We start from the raw sequence: 14,039 nt of genomic DNA on the forward strand, positions 1-14,039 counted from the left end.
AGCCCCTGATGGTGCTCTCCCGGTACTCTCGGCGCCATGGCCGACCCGCGGGTACTCCACGTCATCACCGACCCCAGGGCCCGGGGCGCGCAGCGCCTCGCGCTGGACCTGCACCGGGAGTTGGCGCGTCGCGGCCAGTCCTCCGTGCTCGCCGCGCTGCACCCGCACCCCGACGCCGACCCCGGGGCGTCCGTCCCCGTGCTGGGCCCGTCCCGGCACCACCCGGCGACCCTGCGCGCCCTGCGCGCCCTCGCGCGGGACGCCGACGTGGTGGTCGCGCACGGCTCCTCGACCCTGCAGGCGTGCGCGCTGGGCCTGTTCGGGGCCCGCACCCCCTTCGTGTACGTCAACATCGGCGACCCCCGGCACTGGACGGCCGACCCGCTGCGCCGACTGCGGGTGGGCGCGTTCCTGCACCGGGCGGCGGCCGTCGCCGCGATCTCCCCGCACGCCGCGGACGTCCTGCGCGCCCGGTTCCGGCTGCCCGCCCGCCGCCTGCGCACCCTGCCCAACGCCCGTCCCGCCGACCGCTTCCGGCCCGCCGCGGACCCGGCCGGGAAGGCCGCCGCCCGGGCGGAACTGGGCCTGCCCGCCGAGGGCCCGCTGATCGCCTGGGTCGGCGCGCTCAGCCCCGAGAAGCGCCCCGACCTGGCGCTGGCCGCGCACGCCCTGCTGCCCGCCGACACCCACCTCGCGCTGGCGGGCGAGGGCCCGCTGCGCGCCACCCTCGCCCCGGGCCCGCGGGTCCACCCGCTCGGCCCGCTGGCCGACCCCGCGCCGCTCTACCGGGCCGCGGACGTGCTGCTGCTGACCAGCGACTCCGAGGGCGTTCCGGGCGTCCTGATCGAGGCGGCGCTGGCCGGCCTCCCGGCGGTGGCGACCGACGTCGGCTGGGTCTCCGACGTGGTCCGCCCCGGCGAGGGCGGCCTGCTCGTCCCGCCCGGCGACCCGGCGGCCCTCGCCGACGCGCTGCGCACCCTGCTGGCCGCCGACCGCACCCCGTACGCGGCCGCCGCCCGGGCCCGCGCGCTGGCCCACTTCGACCTCGACACCGTCACCACCGGCTGGCAGCAGCTGCTGCGCGAGGTCGCCCGTCGCTAGGCCGTCTCGGCCGTCTCGGCCGCGATCCAGTCCAGGTAGCCGGCCGAGCCGGTGGCCACCGGCACCCCGATCACCTCCGGGGTCTCGTACGGGTGCCGTTCGACCAGGAACGCGGTCAGCCGTTCGGCCAGCTCGGCCCGGGTCTTGAGGTCGATCCGCCACTCGGCGCCCTCCCGGACCCCGCCGTCCCACCAGTACACCGAGCGGACCGGGTACACCTGCGCGCAGGCGGCCAGGCGTCCGCGGACCGCCGCGGCGGCCAGTTCGCGGGCCCGGGCCTCGTCCTCGTGGGTGGTGGTCAGCACCAGGAACTCACGCTTCGTCATGGGCCCCACGGTACGGCGGCGGCCGGTCCGCCCCTCCCGGCAGCCGGGCGAACCGTCCGGGGGCGCGCCCGTCCGCCGACCCGCGGGGGAGTGTCCGGAGAGGGTCTCGAACGCCCGACGGGCGTTCGAGCCGCACCGCCGCCGCACCGCCCCGGCATTGCTCCGATCCGGCGAATCCCGCCGACCGGGGCCCGGTCTCCTGGAACGCCGCACGCCCCGCCTGCCAGGCTGCCGGGGTGAAGTCGCTGCTCAGAACCACTGTCCTGCTCGCCGTCGCCGGGGGCCTGCTGGCCGCCCCGGCCGCCGCCGAGGCCGCGTCCGGCCTCGCCCCGTCCCGGCTGCCGCTCGGCCCGGCCGGCCAGCAACTGCCCTCCCTCGGGAGCCAGTTCGGTGCCGCCCGGCCGTCCGCGCCGACCCAGCAGCACGCGCCGTCGCCCGCCGTCGCCCCGCTGGAACAGGCCGTACCGCCGGCGGCCGCGCCGAAGAGCCAGCGGGCCCACGAGGCGGTCGAGTTCTTCTGGTACGACTGCGCGCACTCCGCGCTGCTGGAGCAGCCGCTCACCCGCTGGGCGGCCCGGCACCAGGCGGACGTCACGCTGCGCCGGGTCCCGGCGGTCTGGCCCGGCAGCCCGGACGAGGCCGAACAGCGGGCGCACGCACGGCTGTTCTACACCCTGGACCGGCTCGGCGAGGTGGACCGCCTGCAGGCCGCGGTGTTCCGCGCCGTCCGCGAGCAGCACGCCGGCCTGACCACCGAGCAGGCCGCCGCCGACTGGGCGGCCGGCCAGGGCGTCGACGCGGCGGAGTTCCGGGCCGCGTACCGCTCCGCCGAGGTGGACCGGGCGGTGCAGGACGCCCCGAAGCTGTTCGCCCAGGACCAGGTCACCGAACTGCCCACCGTGGTGGTGGACGGCACCGGCCGCACCTCGCCGACCAGGGCCGGCGGCGTCGACGGCATGCCCGCCGCGCTCGACCAGCTGGTCGCCGAGCAGCCCGCCCGCTGACCGCCGCCGCCAACTCCCTGGCCGGAACGGGCCGTTCGGTCCGGAACCGTCCCGTACCGGGCTGAGCTGCCGCAATCTTCACCGAACCCGCCCGCGGCCCGCACACTCTGTGTCATTGTGGTCCGCGGGTCGGCCGGGCAGGACCGGCGGCCCGGCCCCGACGACAGCGGTGCGCCCGGTTCCCCCGGTCCGCCCGCACCCGGGGCCGGGGGAGGCCGTTCGGGCACGGAACCGGCGGCGGCAGACAGACGGCACAGGCACCAGGGGCGAGCACAGCCTCCGGGGAGGGCGGGAGTCCGTGGGGGGACAGCGCGCACAGGTCATCGACGAGCCGCGGGGCCAGGCCGCCCCGCCGGGCGCCCCGGTGCCCGCCGGACCGCCGCCCGAACTGGTCTTCAAACGCCGGCTGCGCCCCCTCCAGGTGGCCCGCGAGCTGTGGGCGGCACGGGAGTTGGTGCGCGCCCTGGCCGAGCGCGACCTGCGCGCCCGGTACAAGCAGGCGGTGCTCGGCTTCGCCTGGGCGGTGCTCACCCCGCTGGCGCTCTGCGCGATCTTCACCCTGGTGTTCCACCGGGCGGTCAAGATCGAGACCGGCGCCGTCCCGTACACGCTGTTCGCCTACCTCGGCCTGATCGTCTGGCAGTTCTTCTCCAACACGATGAACCAGGGCGCGCTCAGCCTGGCCAACAACCTGAGCCTGCTGAACAAGGTGTACTGCCCGCGCGAGGTGTTCCCGCTCGCCACCATGCTGGTCGCCACCGTCGACATGGTGATCGGCGTCGGCGTGCTGGGCCTGATGTTCCTGGTGTTCTGGACCGCCCCCGCCGCGACCTTCCTGTGGGTGGTGCCGCTGCTGGGCATCCAGTTCGCCTTCACCTACGGCATCGCGCTGATCCTCTCGGTCGCCGTGGTCTACCTGCGCGACGTCCGCCACCTGCTGCCGATCATCACCCAGATGGGCGTCTTCGCCACCCCGGTCGCCTACCCGCTGGCCAAGATCCCGCAGCGGCTCCAGGAGGTCTACGTCGGCGTCAACCCGCTGGGCGCGGTCATCGAGGGCTACCGCAAGGCGCTGCTGTACGGCGAGGCGCCGGACGCCCGGATGACGCTGATCGCCGCGGCCAGTTCGCTGGTCTTCCTGGTCGGCGGGTACCTGGTCTTCAAGAAGCTGGAAACGGGGATCGCCGATGTCGCGTGACTACCCTCTGGGCACCATCCGCACCGAGCAGGTCTGGAAGCGGTTCCGCGCCGACCAGCAGCGGATGCTGCTGCGCGACCGGGTCGACCAGATGGCCCGCCGCCTGCGCGGCGACCGCGGCGAGGACTGGCGCTGGGCGCTGCGCGACATCAACCTGCACATCGAGCCCGGCGAGTCGGTCGGCCTGATCGGCTCCAACGGCTCCGGCAAGTCGACGCTGCTGAAGATGCTGACCCGGGTGATGTACCCGTACGCGGGCGTGATCGACGTGCGCGGCCGGATCGGCGCCCTGATCGAGATCCGGGCCGGCATCCACCCCGACCTGACCGGCCGGGAGAACATCTACCTGTTCGGCGCGCTGCTCGGCCTCAAGCGCCGCGAGGTCGCCGGGCGCTTCGACGACATCGTCGAGTTCGCCCGCCTCGGCGGCGCGATCGACCGGCAGGTGAAGTTCTACTCCTCCGGCATGCAGATGCGCCTCGGCTTCGCGGTCGCCGCCTACCTGGAGCCGCACGTCCTGCTGGTCGACGAGGTGCTCGCGGTCGGCGACGCGGTCTTCCAGCAGCGCTGCCTGGACCGGATGCGCGAGGTGGCCGAGCAGGGCACCACCATCGTCTTCGTCTCGCACGACCTGCCCGCCGTGCAGTCCATCTGCCGCCGCGGCGTCTGGCTGGAGCAGGGCACCGTCCGGGTGGACGCCGGGATCACCGACGCGCTGGCCGGCTACCGCGACTCCATCGAGGCCCAGTCCGAGGCGTCCGCCCGGGTCGGCGAACCGCTGCAGCTGCTCAAGTACGAGGTGCGCGGCGAGGACGCCGAGGACACCACCCTGCACACCGACGAGCCGGTCACCGTCGAACTCACCCTCGGCGGCGACTACCGCGGCGACGCCACCCTGCACCTGGGCGTCAGCGAGGGCACCTCCAGCCCGATCTTCCAGATCAGCCACGAGATCCGGATGACCGGCGGCGACCACCGGGTGGCCTGCGTCATCCCCCGGCTGCCGCTGCCGCGCGGCCGCTACACGCTGTGGACGGGCGTCTACTCGATCGGCAAGACCGACGGCGGGACGCTGATGAGCTGGCACTCCGCCGGGCAGTTCGACGTCTTCGGCCCGATGCTCGACACCCCGCCGCGCGCCGTCGTGATGGCCGCGCCCGTCTTCGTCCCGCACCAGTGGGAGGACTGAGCATGCGTTCCGTCCGGGTCCTGGTCCACCTGAACAACCTCGCCCTCGGCGGGGCCCAGCTCAACGCCGTCGACATCGCCCGCACCCTGCGCGACCGCGGCCACCAGCCGGTGCTGTTCGCCCAGGGCGTCGACGGGCCGGCCCCGCTGGTCGAGCTCGCCGCCGGGCACGGCCTGGACCTGGTGGTCGCGGGCGACCCGGCCACCCCGCACGCGGTGGTCCGGGCCCGGCTCGCCAAGCTCGCCGACGAGCACGGCTCCCAGGTGGTGCACGCCTGGGAGGTCCGGGCCGCCCGCAACGCCTACTTCGGCCCCGGCCGGCAGGGCCGGCTCCCGATCGTCACCACCTTCTACGGCATCCGGATGCTCCGCGGCATGCCCCGCTACCAGCCGCTGGTGCTCGGCCTGGGCGCCCTGATGCCGGACGGCCGGGCCTTCGGGCACCGCGACCTGCGGCTGATCGAGCCCCCCGTCGACACCGGCTCCGACGCGCCGGGCGCGGTCTCCGGCGCCGCGTTCCGCGCCGAAGTGGGGGCCGCCGACGGCCAGTTGCTGCTCTGCGTGGTCACCCGGCTGGTCGCCGGCCTGGAGAAGGACGCCGGGGTCTCCCGCACGATCGCCGCCGTCCGGCTGCTCGACGACCCGAAGCTGGTCCTCGCGGTGGTCGGCGGCGGTCCCAGCGAGGAGCACCTGCGGGCCGAGGCCGCCGCCGTCAACGAGGAGCTCGGCCGCGAGGCGGTCGTCCTGACCGGCCAGCGCCCCGACCCGCGCCCCGCCTACCAGGCCGCCGACATCGTCCTCGGCATGGGCGGTTCGGCGCTGCGCGGCCTGGCCTTCGGCAAGCCCGTCATCGTGCACGGCGCGGCCGGCTACACCGCGATCCACGAACCCGGCCCGCTGGTCGAACCGCACGCCTCCCGCTGCATGTACGGCCACGGCGACCACCCCGCCGACGCCAAGGCGCTGGCCGCCCAGATCCGCACCCTCGCCGACGCCCCCGACCGCCGTGCGGAGCTGGGGAGCTGGGGCCGGGAGTGGGTGGTCGGCCGGTTCTCGCTGGACCACGTCTCCACCGCCTTCGAGGAGATCTACCGCGAGCTGGTCCGCCGGCCCCCGGGCCGCACCGCCTGGCTCCGCGACCTGGAGCAGATGTCCAGGTACGAGTTCGTGAAGCCCACCGCCCGCCGCCTGCTGGGCCGTTGACGGACCGCCCGGCCCGCCGTCCTCCCGGCCGTCCGGCCCGCCCAGCCCGCTGACGGTCCGCCGGTCAGGGCGCGTCCAGCAGGTGCTGGACGGTGTCGGCGATCCAGTCGGTCAGCTCCGCGCGGTCGCCGAGGTCGTCGCGGAGCACCCGCAGCCGGGCGGAGACGCCGAGCACGAAGGTGTCGACCGCCCGGGCGCGGGCGAGCGCCTCCGGTTCGGTCAGGCCGTAGCGCAGCAGTTGCCGCCGCAGCGGTTCCAGCGACTCCCGGTCGAGGAACGCCGCCAGCGCCTCGGCCGCCTCGCCGCGTTCGCCCGCGGCGCGGAGCAGGACGAGCAGCGGGTCCTCGCCCTCCATGCCGGTCCACCGCGCCACGATGCCCTCGGCCAGCCGGCGCCCGAGCGAGCCGCGCGGCCCCGCGAACACCCGTTCCAGGTCGAGCCGGACCTCGGTGGCGGCGACGAAGAGCCCCTCCTTGCCGCCGAAGTACCGGGTGATCAGGTTCGGCGACACCTCCGCCGCCGCGGCGACGGCCCGCACCGTCGTGCCCGCGAACCCGGCCCGGGCGAACTCGCGCCGCGCCGCGGCGAGGATCCGCTCGCGGGTGCGCGAGGCGTCCTTGGGTCGTGCCGTCGTGCTGTCCATGGCCCCAGGGTAGCGTCGGCCCGTCCCGTGTGTACGCGTGAACACATGATGTGTATGGTTGTACACATGCCGCTGCCCTTCACCCCCGTGCCCGAATCCGACCTGGACGACCTGCGCCGGCGCCTCGCCGCGACCCGGCGGCCGCCGCTGCCCCCGACCACGGGCTGGGAGCGCGGCACGGAACCGGACTTCCTCGCCCGCCTGCTCGCCCACTGGCGCGACCGCTACGACTGGCGCGCCCACGAGGCCCGGATCCTCGCCCTGCCCTGGGAGAGCGTCGAGACCGGCACCGGTCCGCTGCGCCTCGTCCACCAGCGGGCCGACCCGGACGCCCCCACCGTGGTCCTGCTGCACGGCTGGCCCGACTCGGTGCTCCGGTACGAACGGGTGCTCCCGCTGCTCGCCGACCTGAACGTGCTGGTCCCCGCCCTCCCCGGCTTCCCGTTCTCGGCCGGACCGCCGCGGCCCGGCACCTCGGCCGCCGCGATGGCCGCGGCGGTGGCCGACGCGCTCCACCGCCTCGGCCACCGCCGCTACGTCCTCTCCGGCGGCGACCTCGGCGCCGACGTCGCCGAGCACCTCGCCGCCGCCCATCCCGACCGGGTCGCCGCCCTGCACCTGACCAACGTCTCGCCGCTGCACGCGGTCTTCGCCGACCGCTCGGCCCTGGGCCCCGAGGAGCTCGCCCACCTCGACGCCGCCACCGCCTGGCAGCGCGCCGAGGGCGGCTACATCGCCCAGCAGTCCACCAAGCCGCACACGCTGGCCCCCGCCCTGGCCGACTCGCCCGCCGGGCTCGCCTCCTGGATCGCCGAGAAGCTGCGGAGCTGGTCGCACGTCCCGTTCGCCGAGGACGACCTGCTCACCTGGATCAGCGCCTACTGGTTCACCGACACCATCGGCACCTCGTTCGCGCCCTACGCCGAGTTCGTGCCGCCCGTCCCGTACGTCGCCACCCCCACCGTCCTCAGCGCCTTCGCCCACGACACCAAGCCCGCCCCCCGCAGCTTCGCCGCCCGGTACGTCGACCTCCGGGAGTTCGTCGAGCACGCGGACGGCGGCCACTTCGCCGCCTGGGAGCAGCCGCACGCGTACGCGCAGGACCTCCGCCGCGCCGTCGCCCTCGCGGAGCACGAGGGCCGCCGGCCGGTCAGGACGCCCGGCGCAGCACCAGCGTGACGAAGCCGAAGCCGTCGCGGTAGCCGGTCAGCCACTCCTCGCGGTGTTCGGCCGCCGTCCGCAGGGCCCGGTCGCGGTCGGGGCCCGGCGGCTGCTCCAGGGCCCAGTCGGTGAGCGAACCGGTCCAGGCCCACTCGTAAGCGTCGAGTTCCGTGCGGCTGGAGGTGTGCCCGGCGACCGGCAGCCAGCCGGCCGCCCGGACCGCCCCGACCGTCCCGGCCAGGTCGCGGACCCCGTCGCCGAACAACTCCCTTGCCAGGTCGGACGGTTCGCCCTCCCAGTAGGTCTCGCCGAGCAGCACCGCCCCGCCCGGGGCGAGCAGCGGCCCGATCGCGTCCAGGGCCGGCCCGATCCCCCCGAAGGCGTACGCCGCGCCCACGCACAGCACCGCGTCGAACGGGTCGGACGCGGTGAACTCCCGCACGTCGCGGTGGTGCAGGCCGATCCGCCGGTCGACGCCGAGCCGCTGCGCGCTGCGCAGGGCGGCGCGCAGCGCCCCGGCGTCGGTGTCCACGCCGACCGCGCGCAGCGCCGGGTGCGCGGCCAACGCCCGCACCACCCAAGGGGCTTCGCCGCAGCCGAGGTCGAGCAGCCGCCCGTCCGAGCGGCCGCGCAGCAGCCGCTCCAGCAGCTCCCGCACCGACTCGTCGGACAGCGGGGCGGCGATCGGGTGGTCGCGGTGCGCGATCCGGGAGATCTCCTGACGTTCCATCGTCCGATCCTGCCCGCCGCGCCGCGCGGCTATTCGGCCCGCTGCGGCCGCGGGTAGGTGCGCCCCTTCCAGGCGGCGCCGCGGCCGCGCCAGTGCTGGACGGCCGAGTCGACCGTCATCAGCAGGTACAGCAGCGCGGTGAACGGCAGCAGCGGCGCGGCGGCGACCGGCTGCCGGTAGTAACGGAGCATCGGCGCGTACGTCCCGGCCATCACCGCCCAGGCGGCCAGCCCCGCCCCGGCGGTCCACCACGCCCCGGCCGCGGCCCCGGCCAGCGCGGCCACCGGCGGCACCAGGTAGACCAGCGCCAGGCCCGCCACCGTGCCGACCAGCAGCGGCGGCGAGTAGCGCAGCTGGGCGTAGGCGCTGCGCGAGACCATCCGCCACAGCGGACCCAGACCGGGGTAGGGGCGGACGGACTCGACCCGGTCGGCGAGGCCCAGCCAGGTCCGGCCGCCGGTGCGCTTGACCGCCCGGGCCAGCGACACGTCGTCGATGACCGCGCCGCGGATCGCCGCCACCCCGCCCGCCCGCTCCAGCGCGCGCCGCCGCACCAGCGAGCAGCCGCCGGCCGCCGCGGCCGTCCGGGACCGGGGGCGGTTGGAGCGGCGGAACGGGTACAGCTGCGCGAAGAAGTACACGAACGCCGGGACGATCAGCCGCTCCCAGCCGCTCTCCACCCGCAGCCGGGCCATCTGCGAGACCAGGTCGAGGCCGCCGCCCTCGCCCGCCGCGACCAGCGCCCGCAGCGAGCCCGGCCGGTGCGCGATGTCGGCGTCCGTCAGCAGCAGCCACTCGGCGTCCGCCCCGGCCCGCTCCACGCCGTGCCGCAGCGCCCACAGCTTGCCCGTCCAGCCCGCCGGCAGCGGCGGGGGAGTGGTCACCGTCAGCTCCAGCCCGCCGACGCGCCGCGCCAGCTCCCGGGCGAGCCCACCGGTGCCGTCGGTGCTGTGGTCGTCGACCAGCACCACCCGGGCCCGCCCCGGGTACTCCTGGGCGAGCAGCCCGGGCAGCGACAGCGGCAGCACCTCCGCCTCGTCCCGGGCCGGGACCAGCACCACCACCGACGGCCAGGACGCGGGTTCGCCGCCGCCCCCCGGCAACCGCTGGTCGGTGCGCCAGAACCCGCCGTGGCACACCGCCAGCCACAGCCACGCCAGCAGCGACACCACCGAGACCCACCACAGGACCGTCACCCGGGCAGTCTGCCCGATCCGGCCCCGACCGACCCCGAGGCACGACGGCCCGGGCCCGGCTGGAGGAGGGCCCCGGCCGGGGGAGGGCGCCGGGCTCAGACCCGGGCGGCGGCCGTCAGCAGCGCGCCCTGCGGGTACGCCAGCGCCTCGGGCGGCAGCACCGCCGGGCGGCCCGAGTGCAGGACGGTCAGCGTGCCGCCGCCGGGCGGCGTGCCGGGGGCGAGCCGGCGGAGGGTCTGCGCGGCGATCGCGCCCGCCGAGCCGTGCAGCCGGACCTGGCCCGGGAGCGCGGCGGCGATCCGGTCGTCGATCAGCTCGTAGTGGGTGCAGCCCAGCACCACGTCGGTGGTCCCGGCGGGGGTGCGGGCGGCGGCCGAGGCGACCGCCGCGGCGATCGCGGCCCCGTCGGCCCGCTCCACCGCCTCGGCCAGCCCCGGGCAGGCCACCTCGTGGACCCGCGCGGCCCCGCCGAACTCGGCGATCAGCCCGCGCTGGTAGGCGCTGCCGGTGGTCCGCGAGGTCGCCCAGATCGCCACCACCCCGCCGGTCGCGGCGGCCGGCTTGATCGCCGGGACCGTCCCGATCACCGGCAGCCCGGGCTCGAACTCCGCCCGCAACCGGGCCAGCGCGTGCACCGTCGCCGTGTTGCAGGCCACCACCAGTGCCTCCGGCCGGTACTCCACCGCGGCCCGGGCGCAGGCCAGCGCGCGCTCGGCGATGTCCCCGGGCGTCCGCGGCCCCCAGGGCATGCCGTCCGGGTCGCCCGAGACCACCAGATCCGCGTCGGGCCGAGCCCGGCGGATCGCGGCGGCGGCGGCGAGCAGTCCGATTCCGGAGTCCACGAGGGCGATCTTCACGAGCACCGACTCTACCCCGAACAAGAGCTCCCGCCAGGGGCCCAGGAGGAGCACCACCAGGGGCTCGGGGAACGGCGAGGCCGGGTCTGCGCGAGGTTCACTGCCGGAGCGCGCATCGGCTTCCGGTTCCGTTTACTACACGCAGCAGCACGAACCTCCGATGGGCTCCGGCCGTCAGCAGCATCGACCCGCCGTTCCCCGGGCCCCTGAAAGCGCGTCCCCTTCGGTAGCGCAGCCTGCTCCGTTTGAATGACCGTATGACCGCGCCCCGCGCGTGTTCCCGGTCGGGGGCGGCGCGTCCGCAGAGGCTTGGGTCTCATGGGACAGCTGACAGCATCGAACGAGCGGGCGCCGGACGACGACCGGGTGTCGGGGACGGCCTACACCAACCTGGTGGTCGCCACCATCGGTTTCGCGCTGACCTTCTGGGCGTGGAACCTGATCGCCCCGCTGGCGGGCGAGTTCAACAAGACACTGCACATGACCTCGTTCGCGCAGTCGTTCCTGGTCGCCGTCCCGGTGATCGTCGGTTCGCTGGGCCGCGTCCCGGTCGGTGCGCTGACCGACCGCTTCGGGGCCCGGCTGATGTTCCCGCTGATGTCGGCGCTGACCATCGTCCCGGTGCTGCTGCTGATCCCGGCCCGCGAGTCGTACGGGGCGCTGCTGGCGGTCGGCTTCTTCCTCGGGCTCGGCGGCACCACCTTCGCGATCGGCGTGCCGCTGGTGAACTCCTGGTTCCCGCCGAGCAAGCGCGGCCTGGGCGTCGGGGTGTTCGGCATGGGCATGGGCGGTGTCGCGCTGTCCGGCTACTTCACCCCCCGGCTGTGGAAGCACGGCCACGACCTGCCGTTCTGGGTGATGGCCATCGCCCTGGCCGCCTACACGGTGGTCTCGTTCCTGCTGCTGCGCGACCGCCCCGACCGGGTGGTCCCGACCGCCTCGCTGGCCTCCCGGCTCGGCACGGCGGGGAGGCTGCGGGTGACCTGGGAGCTGTCCGCGCTGTACGCGATCGGCTTCGGCGGGATCGTCGCGTTCGGCGTCTACCTGCCGACGTACCTGAAGACCTGGTACGAGCTGTCCGCGACCGACGCCGGGACGAAGGCCGCCGGGTTCGCCCTGGTCACGGTCATCTTCCGGCCGTTCGGCGGCTGGCTGTCGGACCGGGTCCACCCGGCCGTGGTGACCTGCTGGGCGCTGGCGATCACCGCGCTGTTCGCCATCGTGCAGGCGTTCGACCCGGACCTCAGCCCGATCGGCACGATCGCCTTCATGGTGATGGCGGCCGGCCTCGGCACCACCAGCGGAGCGGTGTTCGCGCTGGTCGCCCAGGTCACCCCGGTCGCCCAGGTCGGTTCGGTGACCGGCATCGTCGGCGCCGTCGGCGGCCTCGGCGGCTTCGTCCCGCCGCTGGTGATGGGCGCCATCTACAGCGCCAAGGGCAGCTACTCGATCGGCTTCATGCTGCTCTCCGACCTCGCCCTGGCTGGCGCCGTCTACGCGATCGGCCGGATGCGCGGCATCCGCCCCACCGGCACCACCGCCTGACCGGGTCCGGACGCGCCCGAGGCCCGCACCCCCCTTCCCGCGGGGGTGCGGGCCTCGGGCCGTTCGCTACGCCTGCGCGCCCAGCAGCCGCTGCACCGCGGGCTCCAGGCCGGACAGGATGGTGTCGAAGCGGCGGGTCGAGGTGGTCGAGTCGACCTGGAGGCGGCTGATCCGCAGCGGGTGCGCGGGCAGCCGGGGGCCCAGCCGGTGGTCGGAGAGGAAGCCCAGCCGGTAGCCGAGCCGGCGCAGCACCGCGTCCGCCCGCTCGTCGAAACCGCCGTCGGGGTAGGCGAACGCCGACGGCGCCTCGCCCAGCCAGCCGGTCAGCGCCCGGTGCGCGCCGGCGATCTCCGCCTGCACCGTCGCCTCGTCGCAGCGCCGCAGCGAGGGGTGCCCCAGGGTGTGGTTGCCGATCGTGACGGCCGCCTCCCGCAGGGTCAGCAGGTCCTCCGGGCGCAGCTGCTCCTGGGCCGGCGGGCGGCGGCTCGCGGAGACCCGCAGCTCGGCCAGGCTGCGCCGGCGGTCCGGGTCGGGCATCGCCTTCAGCAGCGCCAGCACCCGGTCGGGGGAGCCGCCGCCGGGCAGCATCCGGGCCCGGCCGCCGTGCCGGGCCAGGAACGCCGCCTCGTGCCACCAGAACGGCTTCTCGGTGCCGACCAGCTCGGCGATCACGAACGCCGCCGCCGGGATCCGCCGGGCCACCAACTCCGGCAGGGCGTGCCGCAGCACGGTCCGGTCCGGGTCGTCGAAGGTCACCAGCACCGAGCGCGGCGGCAGCGGCCGCCCCTCGGCCAGCGCCCGCTCCACGTCCGGCACCGACACCGGGGTGGCCAGCCGCCGCAGCCGGTCCAGCTGGGCGCCGAACGAGGCCGGGTCGGTGATCCCGTGGTACGCCAGCACGGCCAGCCGCTGCGCCGCGCGGGCCCGGAACAGCGGCTGGGCCGGGCTGAAGCGCAGCCAGCTGCCCCGGTCCCGTTCCCGGGGTCGGCGCGGGGCGGCGGCGGACGGTACGACGGGCTGGGGCGGGGCGCAGACGGCAGCGGTGGCAGCGGTGGCGGTGGCGTACGACACGGTTCCCCCCTCGGTCGCCGGCAAGCGGCGTGGCGGTACCGTCGGCAGGCGGAGCCCGGCCTCCGACCCCGGGCGCGGCGGCTCCGCACCCGAGTGATCTAGCCCGCGGCGGGTACTCCCTACCCCGCACGCCGGACGGCTCCTGGATCGCTCAATGTAGTGGAGACCCGCGAGGTCCCGGGATGGTTGTACGCCGGACGGCGAGATTTCGCGGGCGCTCCGGCGGGCCGTCCGGGAACGGCGCGCGGACGGTTCGGAGGACCTCGCGGACGGGTGGGCCGGGACGGGCCGGGCGGGTCCGCGCAAGGGTCCGACGGCCGTGGTCGGTTCCCCCGCGCCGGGTTACCGTGGATGGCATGGCAGACACCCGAAGTGACCGCGCCGCTACCCGCTGGTCCGCGCTGTTCGGCGGCTGTGCGCTGCGCCGCCACCAGCCGCTGCTGGCCCTGCTCGGCCTGGTCTGCGTGGGGGCGGGCATCGCGGTGGCGGTGCTGGTCCCGGAGAGCGACGGCCCGGCCTGGGTGATGGCGGTGGCCGGCTGCCTGGCCGCCGGGCTGCTGCTGCTGGTCCGGATCGGCGTCGCGCTGCTCCGCCCGGGCGGCGGCGCCACCCCCTGAGCGGGCCGCCCGCCACCCCGTCCGCCGGGCACCCGCCCGTCCCGCCGACCGGAAAACGTCCTCCAACGGGACAGGACCGGTCGGACCGGCTTATTTTCGGCCTACCTACGCACTTCTTTCACGTTTCGGGGGCAGGAGCCCCACAGTTCCCCCTACTGTGATGCGCATCGCCCGCGTCGACCGCGGGCCGGGGGAGTCA

14 protein-coding genes are annotated in these 14,039 nt (G+C 75.9%); 8 read left to right on the top strand and 6 right to left on the bottom strand.

Going from position 1 to position 14,039, the window contains the following annotated elements:
- Window positions 1–36: 36 nt before the first annotated feature.
- Window positions 37–1,101, top strand: coding sequence for a glycosyltransferase (locus tag ABD345_RS10665; protein WP_344551723.1), 1,065 nt, complete (start codon window positions 37–39; stop codon window positions 1,099–1,101).
- On the opposite strand, the gene cutA is transcribed toward ABD345_RS10665, so the two are convergent.
- The gene (gene cutA / locus ABD345_RS10670; protein WP_344551724.1) at window positions 1,098–1,427 is read right to left on the bottom strand and encodes a divalent-cation tolerance protein CutA; all 330 of its coding nucleotides are present in this window, start codon (window positions 1,425–1,427) and stop codon (window positions 1,098–1,100) included. The genes ABD345_RS10665 and cutA overlap by 4 nt on opposite strands.
- A gap of 236 nt (window positions 1,428–1,663) precedes the next feature.
- Here cutA and ABD345_RS10675 point away from each other — a divergent pair, with 236 nt between their 5' ends.
- From ABD345_RS10675 to ABD345_RS10690, 4 genes are all read left to right on the top strand, one after another.
- Window positions 1,664–2,431: a thiol:disulfide interchange protein DsbA/DsbL gene (locus tag ABD345_RS10675; protein WP_344551725.1), complete on the top strand. Its 768-nt coding sequence runs from the start codon at window positions 1,664–1,666 to the stop codon at window positions 2,429–2,431.
- A 298-nt stretch (window positions 2,432–2,729) separates the two neighbouring features.
- Entirely contained in the window at window positions 2,730–3,629 is a 900-nt protein-coding gene (locus tag ABD345_RS10680) for an ABC transporter permease (RefSeq protein WP_344551726.1), read from the top strand.
- Window positions 3,619–4,818: an ABC transporter ATP-binding protein gene (locus tag ABD345_RS10685; protein ID WP_344551727.1), complete on the top strand. Its 1,200-nt coding sequence runs from the start codon at window positions 3,619–3,621 to the stop codon at window positions 4,816–4,818. Before ABD345_RS10680 ends, ABD345_RS10685 begins: the two co-directional genes overlap by 11 nt.
- 2 nt (window positions 4,819–4,820) lie before the next feature.
- Entirely contained in the window at window positions 4,821–6,020 is a 1,200-nt protein-coding gene (locus ABD345_RS10690) for a glycosyltransferase (protein ID WP_344551728.1), read from the top strand.
- A 64-nt stretch (window positions 6,021–6,084) separates the two neighbouring features.
- On the opposite strand, the gene ABD345_RS10695 is transcribed toward ABD345_RS10690, so the two are convergent.
- A complete protein-coding gene (locus ABD345_RS10695; protein WP_344551729.1) occupies window positions 6,085–6,663 on the bottom strand; it encodes a TetR family transcriptional regulator in 579 nt (192 codons plus the stop codon).
- Between the two features lie 66 nt (window positions 6,664–6,729).
- Between ABD345_RS10695 and ABD345_RS10700 the strand changes: the two genes are divergently transcribed.
- Window positions 6,730–7,842 carry an epoxide hydrolase family protein gene (locus tag ABD345_RS10700; protein ID WP_344551730.1) on the top strand — a complete coding sequence of 371 codons (1,113 nt, stop codon included), beginning with the start codon at window positions 6,730–6,732 and terminating at the stop codon, window positions 7,840–7,842.
- Here the strand turns inward: ABD345_RS10700 and ABD345_RS10705 are convergent.
- The 3 genes from ABD345_RS10705 to ABD345_RS10715 form a co-directional block, all read right to left on the bottom strand.
- The gene (locus ABD345_RS10705; RefSeq protein ID WP_344551731.1) at window positions 7,814–8,554 is read right to left on the bottom strand and encodes an SAM-dependent methyltransferase; all 741 of its coding nucleotides are present in this window, start codon (window positions 8,552–8,554) and stop codon (window positions 7,814–7,816) included. The two genes, ABD345_RS10700 and ABD345_RS10705, sit on opposite strands and share 29 nt — an antisense overlap.
- 29 nt (window positions 8,555–8,583) lie before the next feature.
- On the bottom strand, window positions 8,584–9,768 hold the full coding sequence (locus ABD345_RS10710; RefSeq protein WP_344551818.1) for a glycosyltransferase: 1,185 nt from the start codon (window positions 9,766–9,768) through the stop codon (window positions 8,584–8,586).
- A gap of 77 nt (window positions 9,769–9,845) precedes the next feature.
- The gene (locus tag ABD345_RS10715; protein WP_344551732.1) at window positions 9,846–10,607 is read right to left on the bottom strand and encodes a glutamate racemase; all 762 of its coding nucleotides are present in this window, start codon (window positions 10,605–10,607) and stop codon (window positions 9,846–9,848) included.
- Window positions 10,608–10,925: 318 nt separating this feature from the next.
- Between ABD345_RS10715 and ABD345_RS10720 the strand changes: the two genes are divergently transcribed.
- The gene (locus tag ABD345_RS10720; protein WP_344551733.1) at window positions 10,926–12,152 is read left to right on the top strand and encodes an MFS transporter; all 1,227 of its coding nucleotides are present in this window, start codon (window positions 10,926–10,928) and stop codon (window positions 12,150–12,152) included.
- 66 nt (window positions 12,153–12,218) lie between these two features.
- On the opposite strand, the gene ABD345_RS10725 is transcribed toward ABD345_RS10720, so the two are convergent.
- Window positions 12,219–13,223, bottom strand: coding sequence for a polysaccharide deacetylase family protein (locus ABD345_RS10725; RefSeq protein WP_344551734.1), 1,005 nt, complete (start codon window positions 13,221–13,223; stop codon window positions 12,219–12,221).
- Window positions 13,224–13,579: 356 nt separating this feature from the next.
- On the opposite strand from ABD345_RS10725, the gene ABD345_RS10730 reads away from it, so the two are divergent.
- On the top strand, window positions 13,580–13,840 hold the full coding sequence (locus ABD345_RS10730; RefSeq protein WP_344551735.1) for a hypothetical protein: 261 nt from the start codon (window positions 13,580–13,582) through the stop codon (window positions 13,838–13,840).
- Window positions 13,841–14,039 lie beyond the last annotated feature (199 nt).

The organism is Kitasatospora saccharophila (assembly GCF_039529925.1).
In the GTDB taxonomy this organism is placed as follows: domain Bacteria; phylum Actinomycetota; class Actinomycetes; order Streptomycetales; family Streptomycetaceae; genus Kitasatospora; species Kitasatospora saccharophila.

What these genes read in the sequence shown, in the direction of transcription:
- ABD345_RS10665 (WP_344551723.1), top strand. Translation starts at nt 37, where the DNA reads ATGGCCGACCCGCGGGTACTCCACGTCATCACCGACCCCAGGGCCCGG.
- ABD345_RS10720 (WP_344551733.1), top strand. Translation starts at nt 10,926, where the DNA reads ATGGGACAGCTGACAGCATCGAACGAGCGGGCGCCGGACGACGACCGG.
- ABD345_RS10685 (WP_344551727.1), top strand. Translation starts at nt 3,619, where the DNA reads ATGTCGCGTGACTACCCTCTGGGCACCATCCGCACCGAGCAGGTCTGG.
- ABD345_RS10695 (WP_344551729.1), bottom strand. Translation starts at nt 6,663, where the DNA reads ATGGACAGCACGACGGCACGACCCAAGGACGCCTCGCGCACCCGCGAG.
- ABD345_RS10690 (WP_344551728.1), top strand. Translation starts at nt 4,821, where the DNA reads ATGCGTTCCGTCCGGGTCCTGGTCCACCTGAACAACCTCGCCCTCGGC.
- ABD345_RS10730 (WP_344551735.1), top strand. Translation starts at nt 13,580, where the DNA reads ATGGCAGACACCCGAAGTGACCGCGCCGCTACCCGCTGGTCCGCGCTG.
- ABD345_RS10705 (WP_344551731.1), bottom strand. Translation starts at nt 8,554, where the DNA reads ATGGAACGTCAGGAGATCTCCCGGATCGCGCACCGCGACCACCCGATC.
- cutA (WP_344551724.1), bottom strand. Translation starts at nt 1,427, where the DNA reads ATGACGAAGCGTGAGTTCCTGGTGCTGACCACCACCCACGAGGACGAG.
- ABD345_RS10700 (WP_344551730.1), top strand. Translation starts at nt 6,730, where the DNA reads ATGCCGCTGCCCTTCACCCCCGTGCCCGAATCCGACCTGGACGACCTG.